This window comes from Ralstonia insidiosa, assembly GCF_008801405.1.
GTDB classification, from domain to species: Bacteria; Pseudomonadota; Gammaproteobacteria; order Burkholderiales; family Burkholderiaceae; genus Ralstonia; species Ralstonia insidiosa.
In genome coordinates this window covers 651,043-666,612 of the sequence record NZ_VZPV01000002.1, presented here as the reverse complement: position 1 = coordinate 666,612, position 15,570 = coordinate 651,043, and the positions used below count along the sequence as shown (strand labels likewise).

The window sequence follows — 15,570 nt, the reverse complement described above, 5'->3', positions numbered from 1 at the left end:
CCCCCGAGGCGGGTTTTTTGTGCCCGCCTCCTGAACCCTCCCCTCTCAGGAGCTTGTCATGACGCTGCAATCGCAAACGCCCGGCGCCGCATCCACCCAGGCCACGCTGCATCTGGTGTGCGGCAAGATCGGCGCCGGAAAATCAACGTTGACGCAACGGCTGGCCGACGCGCCCGCAACGGTGTTGCTGAGTGAAGACAGCTGGCTCGCGCATCTGTATCCGGGTGAGATCACAAGCGTGGCCGACTACGCCCGCAGCGCACGCCGCTTGCGTGGCGCATTGACTGAGCACCTTTGCGCACTGCTTGGCGCTGGGCTCTCTGTTGTGCTGGATTTCCCTGCCAATACACTGACTAGCCGCGCGTGGATGCGCGAAGTCTTCGAGCGCGCCGGTGTCGCGCACCAACTGCATTACCTGGACGTGCCCGATGCGGTCTGCAAGCAGCGTCTGCACGATCGCAATGCCGCAGGTGCCCACCCGTTCGCGCCGACAGATGCAGAGTTCGAAGAGATCACGCGCTACTTCGTTGCGCCCACAGCGGAAGAAGGCTTCCACGTGGTGCGGCACACGTGATCATCGTTATCGCGTGCCCAACAACCGACACTCCGCCGACAACGCCAACAGATTCGGATCGCGCTCCCGATTGCGCTGCATCACCAACACGATGTGTTGACTGATCGCATACCGCGCCGCCAGCGGAATCAGCTGCACCTTGGGGCTGAAATCCGCCACGCGGCGCGGCAACAGCGCATAACCAATGCCGCCGCTCACCAGGTTCATGAGCGAGAAGATGTCGCCCACGCGCAGCGCGATCTGCGGTGCAAAGCCGGCCTTGTCGAAGGCGGCCATGAAATCGTGGTACGTGGCGAAGTCATCGCCGAGCGCGACGAACTTCTCGCTGCGCACGGCCTGCAGGTCGATCTCCGCCGATGACGCGTACGGCGAGCCCAGCGGCGCGGCAAACAGGATCTCGTCGTCGAACATCGGCACGGTCAGCAGATCGGGGTTGCGCAGCGGTTCGCCCAGCGCAATGACGATGGCGTCGAGCTGGCCGTCTTCCAGCTTGGCGAGCAGGCTGCGGTTTGAACCCAGCGTCAGCTCGATGTCGAGCGCCGAGCGGCGCGTCTTCAGGCCGGCAAAGATGCGCGGCAGCGTGCCGACCGTCATGGAATACAGGCCGCCAATCTTCAGCGTCGTCGACGAGAACCCCGCCGCCTCGCGCGTGCGGCGCACCCCCGCTTCGCACTCGGCCAGGATGCGCTCCACATGTTCGGCGAACACGTAGGCGGTGGACAGCGGGATCAGCTTGCGGCCGTCGCGCTTGAAGAGCGGGCAGCGCAGGCCCTCTTCCAATGAATGCAGCGCGCGGTGCACGCTCACCGTGCTCTGCCCGAGCGCCTCTGACACGCGCGCCATGTTTCCCAGTGTCATGAAGGACTGGAAGACCTCCAGCTTCTTCAATGTGATGTCTTCATCAATTGCCATGGTTCTGTCTCCGCCGGGCATGGGCTTGTTGCGCCGCACTTTGCCGTGATTTGCCCATTGTTTCATTAACTTCAAGTTAATGAAACCGCGCCAAGGTTGATTGAAGTGCGCAGCCTTCCGGCATACGGTACAGCCCATCGAGTCCACGGTTGGAGCTGTCCACTCATGCAAGCGATGTCCAACAATCCGGCCAACGCCGCCATCCCGCCCCAGTGGCGCAAGCGGCGCGACGAGAAGGAACGCCGCCTGGCTGCGGCCCGCCGCATCGCCAACGGCAAGGTCATCCCCACCGGCGATATCGTCGCTGCGCTCGAAGCGCTGCTCGCCCCCGGTGACCGTGTCGTGCTGGAGGGCAACAACCAGAAGCAGGCGGACTTCCTGTCGCGCTCGCTGGCCAAGGTGAGCCCCGAGCGCCTGCACGATCTGCACATGATCATGCCGAGCGTGAGCCGTGCAGAACACCTGGATATTTTCGAAGCCGGCATCGCCCACAAGCTCGACTTCTCGTTTGCCGGGCCCCAGAGCCTGCGCATCAGCCAGTTGCTGGCAGACGGGCTGCTGGAGGTGGGCGCGATCCACACCTACATCGAGCTCTATGCGCGGCTGGTGGTGGACCTGATCCCCAACGTGTCGCTAGTGGCCGGCTTCAAGGCCGACCGCCAGGGCAACATCTACACCGGCCCCAGCACCGAAGACACGCCCGCACTGGTCGAGCCCGCCGCGTTCTCGGATGGCATCGTCATCGTGCAGGTCAACGAGATCGTCGATGACCCGGCGGATTTGCCGCGCGTCGACATTCCCGGCTCGTGGGTCGACTTCATCGTGCAGGCCGACAAGCCGTTCTATATCGAGCCGCTGTTCACGCGCGACCCGCGCCTCATCAAACCCGTGCACGTGCTGATGGCGATGATGGCCATTCGCGGCATCTACCAGCGGCACAACGTGCAGTCGCTCAACCACGGCATCGGCTTCAACACCGCCGCCATCGAGCTGATCCTGCCGACGTACGGTGAACGCCTGGGCCTCAAGGGCAAGATCTGCCGCAACTGGACGCTCAACCCGCACCCGACGCTGATCCCCGCCATTGAATCTGGATGGGTGGAAAGCGTGCATTGCTTCGGCACCGAACTCGGCATGGAGCGCTACGTGGCCGCACGCCCCGACGTGTTCTTCACCGGCCGTGATGGCTCGCTGCGTTCGAACCGCATGCTGTGCCAGTTGGCGGGGCAATACGCGGTGGACCTGTTCATCGGCGCGACGCTGCAGGTGGATGGCGATGGGCATTCGTCCACCGTCACGCGCGGCCGCCTGGCGGGCTTTGGTGGTGCCCCCAACATGGGCCACGACCCGCGCGGCCGCCGTCATGCCACGCCCGCGTGGCTCGACATGACCGAGCCGGTGACGATGTTGGAGCGCGGCAAGAAGCTCGTCGTGCAGATGGTGGAAACGTTCCAGGAAGGCGGCAAACCGACCTTCGTCGATACGCTCGATGCCGTGTCCGTCGCCAAGCAAAGCGGCATGCCGCTCGCGCCCATCATGATCTACGGCGACGACGTCACCCACCTGCTGACCGAAGACGGCATCGCGTACCTCTACAAGGCACGTTCGCTGGAAGAGCGGCGCGCGATGATCGCGGCCGTCGCGGGCGTCACGTCCATCGGCCTGCGCCACGATCCATCGCAGACCGAACAGATGCGCCGCGACGGCCTGATCGCCCTGCCCGAAGACCTCGACGTACGCCGCAGCGATGCCAGCCGCGAGCTGCTCGCCGCCAAGAGCATCGCCGACCTGGTCGAATGGTCTGGCGGCCTGTACGACCCGCCTGCACGCTTCCGGAGCTGGTAATGGAAAAGTCCCTGAACCGGCCTCTGCCGGCCAGCCCGAAAGCGCGTGCGAAGCGATTGGCCGCGCTGGTGGAATCCGCGCTCATCGACGAGGTCACGCTGTCGCCCAAACCTGGTCTCGTGGACGTGCGTGGCAACGGCGCGCATCACGATCTCGACTGGACGCTGATGGTGCACTCGGCCCAAACCCTGCGCCCTGCGTTTGAAGCCATGGCGTTGGCTGGCGCGCAAATTGACTCGCCGCTGGCGCTGCGCGAGCGCATCGGCCGTCTGGGCCGCGAAGGCGAAACGGCCATGCTCGATGCCACCGGTGGCATCAACACGCACCGTGGCGCCATCTGGGCGCTCGGTCTGTTGGTAACAGCCTCCGCACAAGCGCCGCATGCGTTAGGTGCAGCCGCTGTTGCGAGCCGTGCAGCACGCCTTGCCAACATCCCCGATCGCTTTGCGCCCGTCTCGACCGGCCACAAGGGCGAGCGTGCTTGCAACGACTACGGCGTCGGTGGTGCCAAGGGACAGGCCTGCGCCGGCTTCCCCCATGTGATCAAGATTGCGCTGCCCGCGTTGCATCGGGCTCGCGCAGCGGGCATCCGCGAAGACCATGCATGCGTCGACGCATTGCTCGCCGTCATGGCCACGCTGGACGACACCTGCGTGCTCGCACGCGGCGGCGCGAATGCATTGCGCGTCGTGCAAACCGGCGCGGCGATGGTGCGCGCCGAGGGCGGCCTCGCAACGCCGCAAGGTCGCCACGCGTTCCGCCTGCTCGAACAAGACATGCTGGCACTGCACGTGTCGCCCGGTGGCGCGGCCGATCTGTTGGCCGCCACGCTGTTCCTCGACCGCCTGCCCGCCAGCGCGCACGCAGTGTCCGATCTCGAATCCGCTCATCAGGAAACCGAACATGGAGCATCTTGATTTCCAATTCGCCGGCGGCGCACCCGCTGCCCGGCGCGCGTATGCCGGCGTGGTCGGCTCGGGCGACCTGGAAGTGCTGCTCACCCCGGGCAACGCCGGCCAGATCGACGTGACCATCACCACCTCGGTCAACGGCATGCAGGCGACGTGGCAGGCGCAGCTTGCGCGCGTGTTCGGCTCGCATCCATGGCCTGCTGCCAAGATCACCATCAACGACTTCGGCGCGACACCGGCCGTGGTGCGGTTGCGGCTCGAGCAGGCGCTTGAAGCGCTTGCCCCAGCGTAAGGAGAAGCCATGTCACGCAACCCGATTGAACGCGACAGCTTTATCGAACGCGATGCGCGCCGTCGTGCCATCGCCCTGCTCGACCCCGGCACCTTCCGCGAGTTGCTCGATCCATTTGAGCAATTGACATCTCCGTGGCTGCCGCGCCAGGGCATCGTCACACAGGCCGACGATGGCGTGGTCGTGGCGCGCGGCACGCTGGGTGGACAGCCCGCCGTGGTGCTCGCCATTGAAGGCGCCTTCCAGGGCGGCAGCATGGGCGAGGTGTCCGGCGCCAAGATCGCCGGCGCACTGGAATTGGCGGCGGAAGACAACCGCAACGGCATTCCCACCCGCGCCGTGATCGTCTTCGAGACGGGCGGCGTGCGACTGCAGGAAGCCAACCTTGGCCTCGCGGCCATCGCTGAAATCCATGCAGGCATCCGCGCGCTGCGTGAGTACGGCCCGGTGATCGGCATCACCGCAGGCGTGGTCGGCTGCTTTGGCGGCATGAGCATCGCAGCGGGCATGTGCAGCTACCTGCTGATGACGCGCGAAGCACGCCTGGGCCTCAACGGTCCGCAAGTGATCGAACAGGAAGCCGGCATTGAGGAATACGACTCGCGCGACCGCCCCTTCATCTGGAGCCTGACCGGCGGCGAGCAACGCGCCGCCACCGGCCTGGCCGATGCCTGCGTCGAAGACGACGCCGTCAGCATCCGCGCGCAAGTCATCGAATGGCTGCGTGCCGGTGCACCCAAGCACCAGCGCAGTGAGCGGATCGACCACTACCTCGAACGTCTCTCTGCCGTCGACACCACGCGCCAGGCCACCGCTGAAGATGTGCGCACGCTCTACGCAAAGGACCCAGCATGAACCAGACTCCACTCTCCGCCCGCGGCGCGACCTGGTTGCGTGCGCTGACCAACAGCACACCCGCTGCGGGTTACGGCAGCACTGTGCAAGTCGTGGATGCCACCCTCGGTGATCGACCGGCCCGCTACATCGCCGTCGTGCCCGATGCAGAAAACCGCTTCCCCCGCGCACGCAATGGTGAAGTCGGCCTCGTGGAAGGCTGGCAACTCGCCCGCGCGGTGCGCGATGTCATGGCCGAAGACGCCGGACAAGAGAAGAAACGCGCCATCGTCGCGGTCATTGATGTCGCCAGCCAAGCCTATGGGCGCCGAGAGGAAGCCTATGGCATCCACCTCGCACTGGCCGCCGCCGCCGATGCGTATGCCGCAGCACGCTTGGCTGGCCACCCGGTGATCGGCCTGATCGTCGGGCGTGCCATGTCTGGCGCACTGCTAGCACACGGCTATCAGGCCAACCGCCTGCTCGCCCTCGACGATGCCGAGGTGATGGTGCACGCGATGGGTAAAGCTGCTGCCGCGCGCGTGACGCTGCGCTCCGTGGCCGACCTGGAACGCCTCGCGCAGGAAATTCCGCCCATGGCCCACGACATCGCCAGCTTTGCGTCGCTCGGGTTGCTGTGGAAATTGCTGAAGGTCAAATCGGCCAACGCGCCCGATGCAGGCGACGTCGACACCGTGCAAACCGCACTCGCCGCAGCGTTGGCCGACATTGCGGCGGACCCATCGCGCGGGCTGGAAAGCCGCCTCGGCGCGCCGCTGCGCCAAGCCTCGTCGCAAGTGCGCGAACGCCTGCGCGCGCAATGGAACGCACACGCAGAGGAGGCGTAGCCCACGGAGAAATGCCATCTGGGCACCAAGCCACGCACCAGACGGTGTGGCCGTCCCCTGCCCTAGATGGCGCCTTGAATTTCTGTTGCAGGGAGGAAAAAGAAGGGAGGCCTGTCTGAGCGAAGCGAGTTTGCCTCCCTTCCCTCCCTGCAACAGAAATTCAAGGAGGGGGTCGCCATCTCGGGCGCGCCTTTCTTTGCTTACTTTCTTTGGCAAGACAAAGAAAGTGAGTCAGCCCCGGCAGGGGATGAAACAAGGAATGCACCACCAGCAAAAAAAAGTTTCTAGCCCTCGATCACCACAACACCCATAACAGGCGACCCATCGCCGTTCCTTCAGGAGACAAAGACGTGATCATCTACGGTACGACCCTGCTGGCGCTATGTCACATCGCCGGCCTCCTCCTGGGCGACCTGCTCGGCCAGGCCATCGGCGTGAAAGCCAATGTAGGCGGCGTGGGCATCGCCATGCTGCTGCTGATCTTCGCGCGGCTCTACCTGCACAAGCGTGGGCTGATGCCCGCCGCAACAGAGGCTGGCGTCTCGTTCTGGGGCGCGATGTACATCCCCGTGGTGGTGGCAATGGCCGCCACGCAAAACGTGGTGACGGCACTGCGCGGCGGCCCCGTCGCACTGCTCGGCGCGATCGGCGCGGTGGTGGTGTGCGGTGTGTGCATCGCACTCATCAACCGCACAGGCAAGGCAGAAGACCGGCAACCCCTGCCGCCGCTGTCAGAGTCCGAACAAGTCCGCGCCTAAGGAGCCCCACCATGCTGTCAATGCTAGAGAAAGTTCTGCAGCACAACGGCCTGGTCGCCGCCTTTGCGCTGGTCGGCATCGTCATGGGCCTGTCGATGTGGTTGTCGAAAAAGCTGACGTTTGGGCGTGTGCATGGCTCCGCCATCGCCATCATGATCGGGCTGGTGCTGGCCTACTGGGGCGGCGTGCAGACCGGCGGTGAGCGCGGTCTGGCTGACCTGAAGCTGTTCGGCGGCATCGGCCTGATGGGCGGTGCCATGCTGCGCGATTTCGCCATCGTCGCCACCGCCTTTGAGGTACAGGTGACCGAAGCACGCAAGGCTGGTCTGATCGGGGCCGTCTCGCTGCTGCTGGGGACGGTGCTGCCGTTCATCGTTGGCGCCTGCGTTGCCTACGCCTTTGGGTACACCGATGCCGTGAGCGTCACCACCATCGGCGCGGGTGCCGTCACGTACATCGTCGGGCCGGTAACGGGCGCAGCGCTGGGTGCCAGCTCCGACGTCATGGCACTGTCGATTGCCACAGGCCTCGTCAAGGCGATCCTGGTGATGGTCGGCACGCCATTCGCGGCCAAGGCATTGGGCCTGAACAACCCGCGTGCGGCCATGGTGTTCGGCGGGTTGGCGGGTACGGTCAGCGGCGTGTCGGCTGGGCTGGCTGCCACCGACCGGCGCCTGGTGCCCTACGGCTCGCTGGTGGCGACGTTCCATACGGGCATCGGTTGCCTGCTCGGGCCTTCGGTGCTGTTCCTCGCGACCAAGGCGCTGATCGCATGACGCAAACGCCACAGCAGGCATACGGCGCGCACGACCTGCTGTGGGTATCCACGATGCCCACAGCAGCAGACGGCGCACCTTTGCCGGACTGGGCCATCGCGGCATGTCGGCAAGGTGCGCCCGTCGTCGTGCGTCGTGCGCCGCGCGGCGCGGATGGGTTGATCCCGGTAGGGCTGCGCGGCAGCGCGCGAAACGAGCGCTGCGCAGGCACCATCGCGGCCAGCGCCATCACGCGTGTGGTCACGCCGGAAACGCTGGCGACCACCGCCACAGCGATCCCACACGACGCTCCGTTTGCAGCACTGCGCACCTTGCGCGCGTTGGCCCCCGCACTCGACGCACTCGGCTGGGCATGGGGGCCGACCGGCGGTGCGGGCTTTGCACTTGCCAGCGGTTTGCCGGTTTTGCATGGGACTAGCGATCTGGACCTTGTCGTGCGCATGCCGCATCCGCCATCGACCGCGCAACGCGATCTCCTTGTGCATCTGCTGGACGACACCGAATGCCGCGTCGACCTGCAGATCGACACCGGCCACGGCGGCTTCGCCTTCCGCGACTGGCTGGCCTCGCCACACAAGACGTTGCTCAAGACCGACAACGGCCCGCGCCTCGTCGCAGACCCATGGGACGATGGCGCATGAGCATCCTCTTCATGTTCCCCGGCCAGGGCAGCCAGCGCGTGGGCATGCTGCACACGCTGCCCGCAGATCGGGCTGTCGCGCAAGCCCTGGCCGAAGCGGGTGACGTGCTGGGCGTCGATCCGCTCACGCTCGATACCGCAGAGGCATTGCGGTCGACCGTGGCGGTTCAACTCTGTCTACTGATCGCCAGTGTCGCTGTAGCGCGCACGCTTGTTCGGCAGGATGCGGCGCCGGATATGGTGGCTGGCCTGTCGATCGGTGCGTGGCCTGCGGCCGTCGTGGCAGGCGTACTAGATTTCAGCGATGCACTGCGCCTCGTCCGCCTGCGTGGGCAACTCATGGAAGACGCCTATCCGAGCGGCTACGGCATGGCCGTCACCGCCGGCCTGACCGAACCGGAGGTCGCCGCCATCGTCGCGCAGGTCAACTCGGCGGCAACGCCCGCTTATGTTGCCAACCTGAACGCGGAACGGCAGATTGTGGTGGCGGGCAGCGATGCCGCACTCGCGCAGGTCATCGCGCTCGCGCAATCGGCAGGCGCATCAACGGCAACGCGGTTGTGCATGGCAGTGCCGTCGCACTGTCCGTTGCTTGATGTGCAGGCCGCCAAACTGGCTACAGCCGCCACAAAGGTCGCGGCCCACGCACCACACATCACCTATGTGAGCAGCAGCCGTGCACGCGCGCTCTTCCGCGCGCCCCTCATCGTTGAAGACCTTGCGTGGAACATGGCACGGCCCGTGCTCTGGCACGACACGCTGCGGCATGCGCTTGAACGCGGTGCGCGCATGGCGGTGGAGGTGCCGGGCGGCGGCACGCTCGCGCGTCTGGCACTAGGTGTGTTTGCGGATGATGCGGTGTTGGATGCGGGTGGTGGGCTGGATGCGATACGGGTGCGGATACAGCGCCAGCGGCGGTTGGACGGCCGATAGCGCGCAAAGAAAAACGGGGCACTCGGCCCCGTTTCTTCTTGCGCATCTCCTTAGACGATTTCCCGCGTCTCCAGGAACTGGATGTCCGGAAACCGCTCCTGCGTCAGCCGCAGGTTCACGTTGCTCGGCGCCAGGTAGACGTAGTCACCGGCACCATCCAGCGCCACGTTGTGGCCAGCCTTGTCGATCAGCTTGTCGATGTCTTCCGGCTTGCCCTTGAGCCAGCGGGCAGTCGCGCATTCGTGCGGCTCGAAAATGGCATCGACGCCGTACTCGTGCTCCAGGCGGTGCGCCACCACGTCGAATTGCAGGATACCGACGGCACCCAGCACGAGGTCGTTCGACGCAATCGGACGGAACATCTGCGTAGCGCCTTCTTCGGCCAATTGCTGCAACCCCTTCTGCAGTTGCTTGAGCCGCAGTGGGTTGTTCAGGCGCGCGCGGCGGAAGAATTCCGGCGCAAACGACGGGATGCCCGTGAACTTGAGCGTCTCGCCTTCGGTAAACGCATCACCCAGTCGGATCGTGCCGTGGTTGGGCACACCGATGATGTCGCCGGCAAATGCCTCTTCGGTGGTGTTGCGATCCTGCGCCATGAAGGTGATGGCGTTGTTAATGGACACCGTCTTGCCGGTCGACACCTGCAGCAGCTTCATGCCGCGCTCGAAGCGGCCCGAGCACACGCGCACGAAGGCAATGCGGTCGCGGTGCTTCGGGTCCATGTTGGCCTGGATCTTGAAGACGAAGCCGGTGAACTTCTCTTCCAGCGGCTTGACTTCGCGCGTCTCGGTGGGGCGCGCCAGCGGCTCCGGCGACTGGCCCACCAGCGCGTCGAGCAGCGACTGCACACCGAAGTTGTTCACCGCCGAGCCGAAGTACACCGGGCACTGCTTGCCGGCCAGGAACGCCTCTTTGTCGAACGTGTGCGATGCACCACGTACGAGTTCGATGTCGATGCGCAGCTCTTCGGCCTGCGAACCAAGCACGCGGTCCAGTTCGGGATTGTCCAAACCCTGGATCAGGCCGGCGGTCGCACCCTTCTCGCTATCGGCGTTCGGGTCGAACAGTTGCACCGTATCGTTCACCAGGTGATACACACCCTTGAACGACTTGCCCATGCCGATCGGCCACGTCATCGGCGCGCACTGGATCTGCAGCACGCTTTCGATTTCGTCGAGCAGTTCGATGGGCGCGCGGCCTTCGCGGTCGAGCTTGTTGATGAACGTGAGGATAGGCGTGCTGCGCAGGCGGCAAACGTTGAGCAGCTTGATGGTCTGCGCTTCCACACCGTTGACGGAGTCGATCACCATCACGGCGGAGTCGACGGCCGTGAGCGTGCGGTACGTGTCTTCCGAGAAGTCTTCGTGGCCCGGGGTGTCGAGCAGGTTGACGATGTAGTCGCCGCCCTCGTTCTGGTACGGAAACTGCATCACCGAGGACGTTACCGAGATGCCGCGCTGCTTTTCCATCTCCATCCAGTCGGAGGTGGCATGGCGGTTGGCCTTGCGCGCGCGCACGGCGCCGGCCATCTGGATGGCGCCGCCAAACCAGAGCAGCTTTTCGGTCAGCGTGGTTTTACCCGCATCCGGGTGGGCAATGATGGCGAACGTCCGGCGGCGCCGGATCTCCTGCTGCAGCGTACTCACGGGCAAAAACCGAAAGGGAGGGGTGAAAAATGCGGATGAATGCGCACGTGGCGTGTGCGCTGGCCGGCGGGGGTCATCCTGACGGCCGATGAACTGCCCGATCGGGGTTGTCGGGGTTGCCAACCCAGGGGGCAGCCGAGATTGTACGCGATCGGCGACCTTGCTTAGGATCAACTGACCCGGCGCCCAAGCAAGGGAAACTCCGTAGGAACCGTCCGCCGGATGGTGGAGACCAATAGGGTGTCGGAATGCTCCGACAGCCCTTTCGGAGACGGTGTTATCGAAGTTGTCATGAAGCTCCCGTATTGTGGAGTCCGCCGCGAAACCCACACGGTGTGGTGCTTTGCGACATTGAAAGCAAGTAAGAAGTTAAGAAGTAAGGAGTCCAATCGTGCGTAGTCGAACCCCTGTTGATCCCGCAGTGCAGCGCATTCTCGAGACCACCCGTAAGGCGTGGCAACTCGACGCAGAAAGCCTGCGTGCGGCACGTCAGCAGCGTGCCGCCAATCGCCGCAAGCGGATCAAGGCGTTGCCGCAGGACAGCCTGCGGGCACTCGCAGCACTCGCTCTGCAAGCGGAAATCTTGGTCGTGCGCAAGACCGTGGTGACGGTCGGCTAGTCGCGTCGTTTTTTTCACCTGTATCCAGGGCCACAGTCGTGGCCCTTTTGTTTTGGGGCGCGGCGTATCGGGGCATGGCGGTTGCTGGGCAATCCATGCCTTCGCACCGCAGGAACCCGTCATGACAGAGCAGAACCCCAGACCGCCGTCCGACGGCGCCACCGTCACGCCCCTGCACCCGCAGATTGATCACACCGCACAGCGCGTGAACACACCACGACCGAGGGCATTGACCGGCTGGCAGGCGAGGGCTCCCGCGCACTCACGCAATTTGACCGGCGTACCGAACAATTGAAGACGCTGTGCGCGAATGTGTCGGAGCAGGGCAGCCGTTCCATGCGCCAGCATCCGGCGCTGACGATCTGCCTGGCCTGTGTGGCAGAGGTGCTGCTTGCTGGAGCCGTTGCGCGGGACTAGCGTCCGCTGTCGCGCGTGCCGTTGGCGGAACCCGCCGCCAGCGTTGGGTTGAGCAGCGCGGCTTGCGTGGCAACGCCGGTCGCTCCCGTTACCCCCGTCGCCTCTTCCTTGCGGCTGCCGAACAGCAACGCGTACTGGCGCGTGACCAACGCGCCGAAAAAGAAAATCTGCGCGGAATAGTAGATCCACAACATCAACGCCACCACGGACCCGGCTGCGCCGTAGGAAGACGCCACCGCGCTGCTGCCGAGATACAACCCGATGATGCGCTTGCCGAGCGAGAACAACAGCGCCGTCACCACTGCGCCCAGGGCCACGTCACGCCAGGCCACGCGCGTCTCGGGCAGCATCTTGAAGATGGTGCCGAACAACAGCGACACCACCGCAAACGCAAAGGCAGAAGACATGACCTCTGCCACCGGTGCGAAGAAGCCCGCACCCGCCCAGATCTCGCCCCAGAAGCGCTGAACCACCGCCAATGCCGCATTGACGATGAGCGAGACCAGCAGCAGAAAGGCCAGCACCAGGATCAGGCTGAACGACAGCAGCCGCGCGCGCAGCAACCCCCATAGCCCCGCCTGCTGGCGCGGCGGCACTTCCCACAGTTCATCGAGGCTGCTCTTGAGTTCGGAGAAGGCGCTGGTGGCGCCAATCACCAGCAGCACAACGGCCATCACAGCGGCAAACAGGCCGTGGCCGGAGCGCTTGGTGGCGGCCAGCACCGTCTCCACCGCCGCAGCGCCTTGGTCGCCCACAAGGCCTCTGATTTGCCCGAAGATTTCGCCGCGCGCAGCCTGTTCGCCAAAAAACAGCCCGGCAATCGAGATCACCAGCACCAGCACCGGCGCCATCGAGAACAGCGTGTAGAACGACAGCGCCGCACCCTTGCTGGCCGCGCGGTGCACAGACCACTGCCGTGCCGCCCCGATCAGCACCTGGGCAGAACGCTTGAGCACATCGCGGTCGATGAAAAAGGCAGCCAGGCGCATGAATGGTCCTTGAGGAAAGGCGAGCGGGCAAGCCCGCGCCGCCTTCGAGCGTAGTCAGCCCGCAGCATACGCGCAAGCAGGGGCAGGGGCTCAGTCGTCGTCGCTGCCCAGCAGCCGGCTGATGAGAAAGCCTGCGCCAAAGGCCAGCGCGATGGTCGCCAGCGGATGCGTGCGCATGCAGTCCGTCGCATCGTTGGCAAAGCGCTGCCGTGATGCGCGCCACTGCGCGCGCCGGGCGACGACCTCATCGAGTGCATCGGCGGCCGCGCCGGCAGTGCGGTCGATGGCCTCCGCGGTCGTCGCCTTGACGCGCTCGGCCGCCTGCGCCACATCTTCGCGGATCAGGTTGCCGTTGCCATCGGATTTGGGAAACGGGTTGGTCTGGGACGGTTCCATGGGTCTGCGCTCCTGAGAGGTGGCATTGCGTGTCGATCGGCACACGCACGAGGTTGGCTGCGCCCTTACCGGCGCCCGGCCACCAGGCCCCAAAGCAGACTCACCACAAACAGCACCACGAAGATCATGAACAGAATCTTGGCAATGCCGGCGGCGCTGGCGGCAATGCCGCCAAACCCGAGCACAGCCGCGATCAGCGCGATGATGAAAAAGATAACGGCGTAACGCAGCATGGCAACCTCCTGTGGGGTGTGAATACCCCACCGTCAGCAAGCTGCGTACCGCGCCCGGAACATCATCGATGTGCTCGGCCTAGGCCTCAGTGGCATGCGAGCGGCCCGAACCCGAACCGGCGCCATCGTCACCGTCTTCGCTGTTGCTGTTGCTGTTGCCGTATTCCTCCAGCCGGTTGTAGAGCGTCTTCAGGCTGATGCCAAGCAGCTCGGCCGCACGCTTCTTCACACCGCCGCATTGCTCCAGCGTGGCCAGGATGATCCTCTTGTCGGCACTGGCCAGTGACGTGCCCACCGGAATCGTCAGCGTAGAGCCGGACGTGGTTTGCGTGCTCGACACCTGCAGTGGCACGTTGGCTATGTCGATGCCCGCGTCGTCCGACAGGATGAACGCGCGCTGCACATAGTTGCGCAGCTCGCGCACGTTGCCGGGCCAGTTGTAGGCGCGCAGCGTGTCCATGGCCGATGGTACGGACGGCAGGAATGCCTTCTTGGTGTTGTTCTGCGCGTTGAGCTGGTCCAGGAAATGCTGCGCCAGCAGGTCGACGTCCTTGCCGCGCTCGCGCAGCGGCGGCAGTTGCAGCGGGAACACGTTCAGGCGGTGGTACAGATCAGCGCGCAGCTTGCCGTCGGCCACGGCTTCTTCCGGGTCGCGGTTGGTGGCGGCAATCACGCGCACGTCGGAGTCGATCTCGCGGTTGGTGCCCACGCGCATGAACACGCCGGTTTCCAGCACACGCAGCAGTTTCACCTGCAGTTCGATCGGCATTTCGGTAATTTCATCAAGGAACAGCGTGCCGCCGTTGGCGCGCTCGAAGTAGCCCTTGTGCTGCCGGTCGGCGCCGGTAAAGCTGCCGCGCTCGTGGCCGAACATTTCCGACTCGATCAGGTTGGGCGAGATGGCACCGCAGTTGACCGGCAGAAAGGGCTGCTTGCGACGCAGGCTCAGGTCGTGGATGGTCTGTGCGGCCAGCTCCTTACCGGTTCCGGATTCGCCGATGAGCAGCACGGTCGCCTCGGTGGGCGCCACGCGGCTGACCTGGTCGTACAGCGTCTGCATGGCCGGCGAGTTGCCGAGCATCTGGCCGAACAGGCCGAGCCGGCGCAGCTCGCCGCGCAGATTGCCGATCTCGGCCTTCAGATCACCCGGGCGCGGGATGCGCGCAAGCACGGATTTCAAGCGCTGGAAATTGACCGGCTTGACGAGGTAGTCGGCCGCGCCCATGCGCAGCGCCTCGACAGCAGTCTCCACACTGGCATGGCCGGTCATGACGATGATCTCGGTGCCGGAGTGCGGCGTGATGTCTTCCATCAAGTCCATGCCGTTGCCGTCGGGCAGCAGCAGGTCGATCAGGATGGCGTCGGGGCTGTGACGCGTCATCTGAATACGCGCATCGCGCAGCGAGCCGGCTTGCGCGGTGGTGAACCCTTCCGCACTCACCAGCTCACCCAGGGCGGCTCGAGCGTTGGCATCGTCTTCGACAATCAGAATATGTGGCATCTCGATTCGATTGGGTGGCCAGCGGTTCGATTGGACCGTCGGCGGTCAATGCGCGGGGCAACTGCGGGCCTTCCATGCGCGGGCAAGCGGCAGGTGCAAAAAGTATTCCATCGCCGACACGCTTGGCGAGGGGCGCAGCGATTGCGCAGCCAAGTCCTGGTTGCCAGTGCGCAAACCGGTAACTTTTACACGCTCGCGTGCAAGAAAAGACGCGCCGGCATCACGCCGAGTGGTCAGCCCGACCAGGCAGGCGCGATCCCAGCATAGGTGAGAAGGTCACGGCTTCGCCACCCATCGGCCCGAATGGACAACCGATGGACACGATAGGCCGCCTAAAAAGCAGAAGCGGGCGTAAAACCTGCGCCCCGCCAGCGTCTCGGGCCCGTTTCTTGTCAGCGTTTGGCCGACAGGATGGCCGAAACGTCAGCGCATGCCTGACATACAAC

At 64.9% G+C, this 15,570-nt stretch carries 17 protein-coding genes; 11 read left to right on the top strand and 6 right to left on the bottom strand.

Going from position 1 to position 15,570, the window contains the following annotated elements; translation table 11 throughout:
- Positions 1–58 precede the first annotated feature (58 nt).
- Positions 59–574, top strand: a complete 516-nt coding sequence (locus F7R11_RS19780) for a P-loop nucleotide/nucleoside kinase family protein (RefSeq protein WP_064808511.1) — start codon at positions 59–61, stop codon at positions 572–574.
- A 6-nt stretch (positions 575–580) separates the two neighbouring features.
- On the opposite strand, the gene F7R11_RS19775 is transcribed toward F7R11_RS19780, so the two are convergent.
- On the bottom strand, positions 581–1,486 hold the full coding sequence (locus F7R11_RS19775) for a LysR substrate-binding domain-containing protein (protein ID WP_021193196.1): 906 nt from the start codon (positions 1,484–1,486) through the stop codon (positions 581–583).
- Positions 1,487–1,651: 165 nt separating this feature from the next.
- On the opposite strand from F7R11_RS19775, the gene mdcA reads away from it, so the two are divergent.
- The 9 genes from mdcA (at position 1,652) to mdcH (ending at position 9,323) form a co-directional block, all read left to right on the top strand.
- Positions 1,652–3,331 carry a malonate decarboxylase subunit alpha gene (gene mdcA, locus F7R11_RS19770; RefSeq protein WP_064808513.1) on the top strand — a complete coding sequence of 560 codons (1,680 nt, stop codon included), beginning with the start codon at positions 1,652–1,654 and terminating at the stop codon, positions 3,329–3,331.
- Positions 3,331–4,248: a triphosphoribosyl-dephospho-CoA synthase gene (locus F7R11_RS19765; RefSeq protein ID WP_064808515.1), complete on the top strand. Its 918-nt coding sequence runs from the start codon at positions 3,331–3,333 to the stop codon at positions 4,246–4,248. The genes mdcA and F7R11_RS19765 overlap by 1 nt, the downstream gene beginning before the upstream one ends.
- Positions 4,235–4,534: a malonate decarboxylase subunit delta gene (locus tag F7R11_RS19760; RefSeq protein ID WP_064808517.1), complete on the top strand. Its 300-nt coding sequence runs from the start codon at positions 4,235–4,237 to the stop codon at positions 4,532–4,534. The genes F7R11_RS19765 and F7R11_RS19760 overlap by 14 nt, the downstream gene beginning before the upstream one ends.
- A gap of 9 nt (positions 4,535–4,543) precedes the next feature.
- Complete coding sequence (locus tag F7R11_RS19755) at positions 4,544–5,389, top strand: biotin-independent malonate decarboxylase subunit beta (RefSeq protein ID WP_064808519.1); 846 nt, start codon at positions 4,544–4,546, stop codon at positions 5,387–5,389.
- Positions 5,386–6,216: a biotin-independent malonate decarboxylase subunit gamma gene (gene mdcE / locus F7R11_RS19750; RefSeq protein WP_064808520.1), complete on the top strand. Its 831-nt coding sequence runs from the start codon at positions 5,386–5,388 to the stop codon at positions 6,214–6,216. Before F7R11_RS19755 ends, mdcE begins: the two co-directional genes overlap by 4 nt.
- A 350-nt stretch (positions 6,217–6,566) precedes the next feature.
- Entirely contained in the window at positions 6,567–6,974 is a 408-nt protein-coding gene (madL, locus tag F7R11_RS19745) for a malonate transporter subunit MadL (protein WP_064808521.1), read from the top strand.
- 11 nt (positions 6,975–6,985) lie between these two features.
- Complete coding sequence (madM, locus tag F7R11_RS19740; RefSeq protein ID WP_021193189.1) at positions 6,986–7,750, top strand: malonate transporter subunit MadM; 765 nt, start codon at positions 6,986–6,988, stop codon at positions 7,748–7,750.
- Entirely contained in the window at positions 7,747–8,391 is a 645-nt protein-coding gene (locus F7R11_RS19735; RefSeq protein ID WP_064808522.1) for a malonate decarboxylase holo-ACP synthase, read from the top strand. Before madM ends, F7R11_RS19735 begins: the two co-directional genes overlap by 4 nt.
- Entirely contained in the window at positions 8,388–9,323 is a 936-nt protein-coding gene (gene mdcH, locus F7R11_RS19730; RefSeq protein ID WP_064808523.1) for a malonate decarboxylase subunit epsilon, read from the top strand. Before F7R11_RS19735 ends, mdcH begins: the two co-directional genes overlap by 4 nt.
- A 50-nt stretch (positions 9,324–9,373) precedes the next feature.
- On the opposite strand, the gene F7R11_RS19725 is transcribed toward mdcH, so the two are convergent.
- On the bottom strand, positions 9,374–10,969 hold the full coding sequence (locus F7R11_RS19725) for a peptide chain release factor 3 (RefSeq protein WP_021193186.1): 1,596 nt from the start codon (positions 10,967–10,969) through the stop codon (positions 9,374–9,376).
- 391 nt (positions 10,970–11,360) lie between these two features.
- Between F7R11_RS19725 and F7R11_RS19720 the strand changes: the two genes are divergently transcribed.
- On the top strand, positions 11,361–11,588 hold the full coding sequence (locus F7R11_RS19720) for a hypothetical protein (RefSeq protein ID WP_031328816.1): 228 nt from the start codon (positions 11,361–11,363) through the stop codon (positions 11,586–11,588).
- Positions 11,589–12,001: 413 nt separating this feature from the next.
- On the opposite strand, the gene F7R11_RS19710 is transcribed toward F7R11_RS19720, so the two are convergent.
- The 4 genes from F7R11_RS19710 to F7R11_RS19695 form a co-directional block, all read right to left on the bottom strand.
- Positions 12,002–12,994, bottom strand: a complete 993-nt coding sequence (locus tag F7R11_RS19710; protein WP_064808524.1) for a YihY/virulence factor BrkB family protein — start codon at positions 12,992–12,994, stop codon at positions 12,002–12,004.
- A gap of 90 nt (positions 12,995–13,084) precedes the next feature.
- Positions 13,085–13,390, bottom strand: a complete 306-nt coding sequence (locus F7R11_RS19705) for a hypothetical protein (protein WP_064808525.1) — start codon at positions 13,388–13,390, stop codon at positions 13,085–13,087.
- Between the two features lie 65 nt (positions 13,391–13,455).
- Complete coding sequence (locus F7R11_RS19700; protein ID WP_064808527.1) at positions 13,456–13,623, bottom strand: DUF1328 domain-containing protein; 168 nt, start codon at positions 13,621–13,623, stop codon at positions 13,456–13,458.
- Positions 13,624–13,702: 79 nt separating this feature from the next.
- Entirely contained in the window at positions 13,703–15,124 is a 1,422-nt protein-coding gene (locus tag F7R11_RS19695; protein ID WP_064808529.1) for a sigma-54-dependent transcriptional regulator, read from the bottom strand.
- Positions 15,125–15,570 lie beyond the last annotated feature (446 nt).

Excerpts from the sequence above, each read along its gene's own strand:
- F7R11_RS19780 (WP_064808511.1), top strand. The coding sequence starts at position 59 with ATGACGCTGCAATCGCAAACGCCCGGCGCCGCATCCACCCAGGCCACG.
- F7R11_RS19775 (WP_021193196.1), bottom strand. The coding sequence starts at position 1,486 with ATGGCAATTGATGAAGACATCACATTGAAGAAGCTGGAGGTCTTCCAG.
- mdcA (WP_064808513.1), top strand. The coding sequence starts at position 1,652 with ATGCAAGCGATGTCCAACAATCCGGCCAACGCCGCCATCCCGCCCCAG.
- F7R11_RS19765 (WP_064808515.1), top strand. The coding sequence starts at position 3,331 with ATGGAAAAGTCCCTGAACCGGCCTCTGCCGGCCAGCCCGAAAGCGCGT.
- F7R11_RS19760 (WP_064808517.1), top strand. The coding sequence starts at position 4,235 with ATGGAGCATCTTGATTTCCAATTCGCCGGCGGCGCACCCGCTGCCCGG.
- F7R11_RS19755 (WP_064808519.1), top strand. The coding sequence starts at position 4,544 with ATGTCACGCAACCCGATTGAACGCGACAGCTTTATCGAACGCGATGCG.
- mdcE (WP_064808520.1), top strand. The coding sequence starts at position 5,386 with ATGAACCAGACTCCACTCTCCGCCCGCGGCGCGACCTGGTTGCGTGCG.
- madM (WP_021193189.1), top strand. The coding sequence starts at position 6,986 with ATGCTGTCAATGCTAGAGAAAGTTCTGCAGCACAACGGCCTGGTCGCC.
- F7R11_RS19735 (WP_064808522.1), top strand. The coding sequence starts at position 7,747 with ATGACGCAAACGCCACAGCAGGCATACGGCGCGCACGACCTGCTGTGG.
- mdcH (WP_064808523.1), top strand. The coding sequence starts at position 8,388 with ATGAGCATCCTCTTCATGTTCCCCGGCCAGGGCAGCCAGCGCGTGGGC.
- F7R11_RS19710 (WP_064808524.1), bottom strand. The coding sequence starts at position 12,994 with ATGCGCCTGGCTGCCTTTTTCATCGACCGCGATGTGCTCAAGCGTTCT.
- F7R11_RS19705 (WP_064808525.1), bottom strand. The coding sequence starts at position 13,390 with ATGGAACCGTCCCAGACCAACCCGTTTCCCAAATCCGATGGCAACGGC.
- F7R11_RS19700 (WP_064808527.1), bottom strand. The coding sequence starts at position 13,623 with ATGCTGCGTTACGCCGTTATCTTTTTCATCATCGCGCTGATCGCGGCT.
- F7R11_RS19695 (WP_064808529.1), bottom strand. The coding sequence starts at position 15,124 with ATGCCACATATTCTGATTGTCGAAGACGATGCCAACGCTCGAGCCGCC.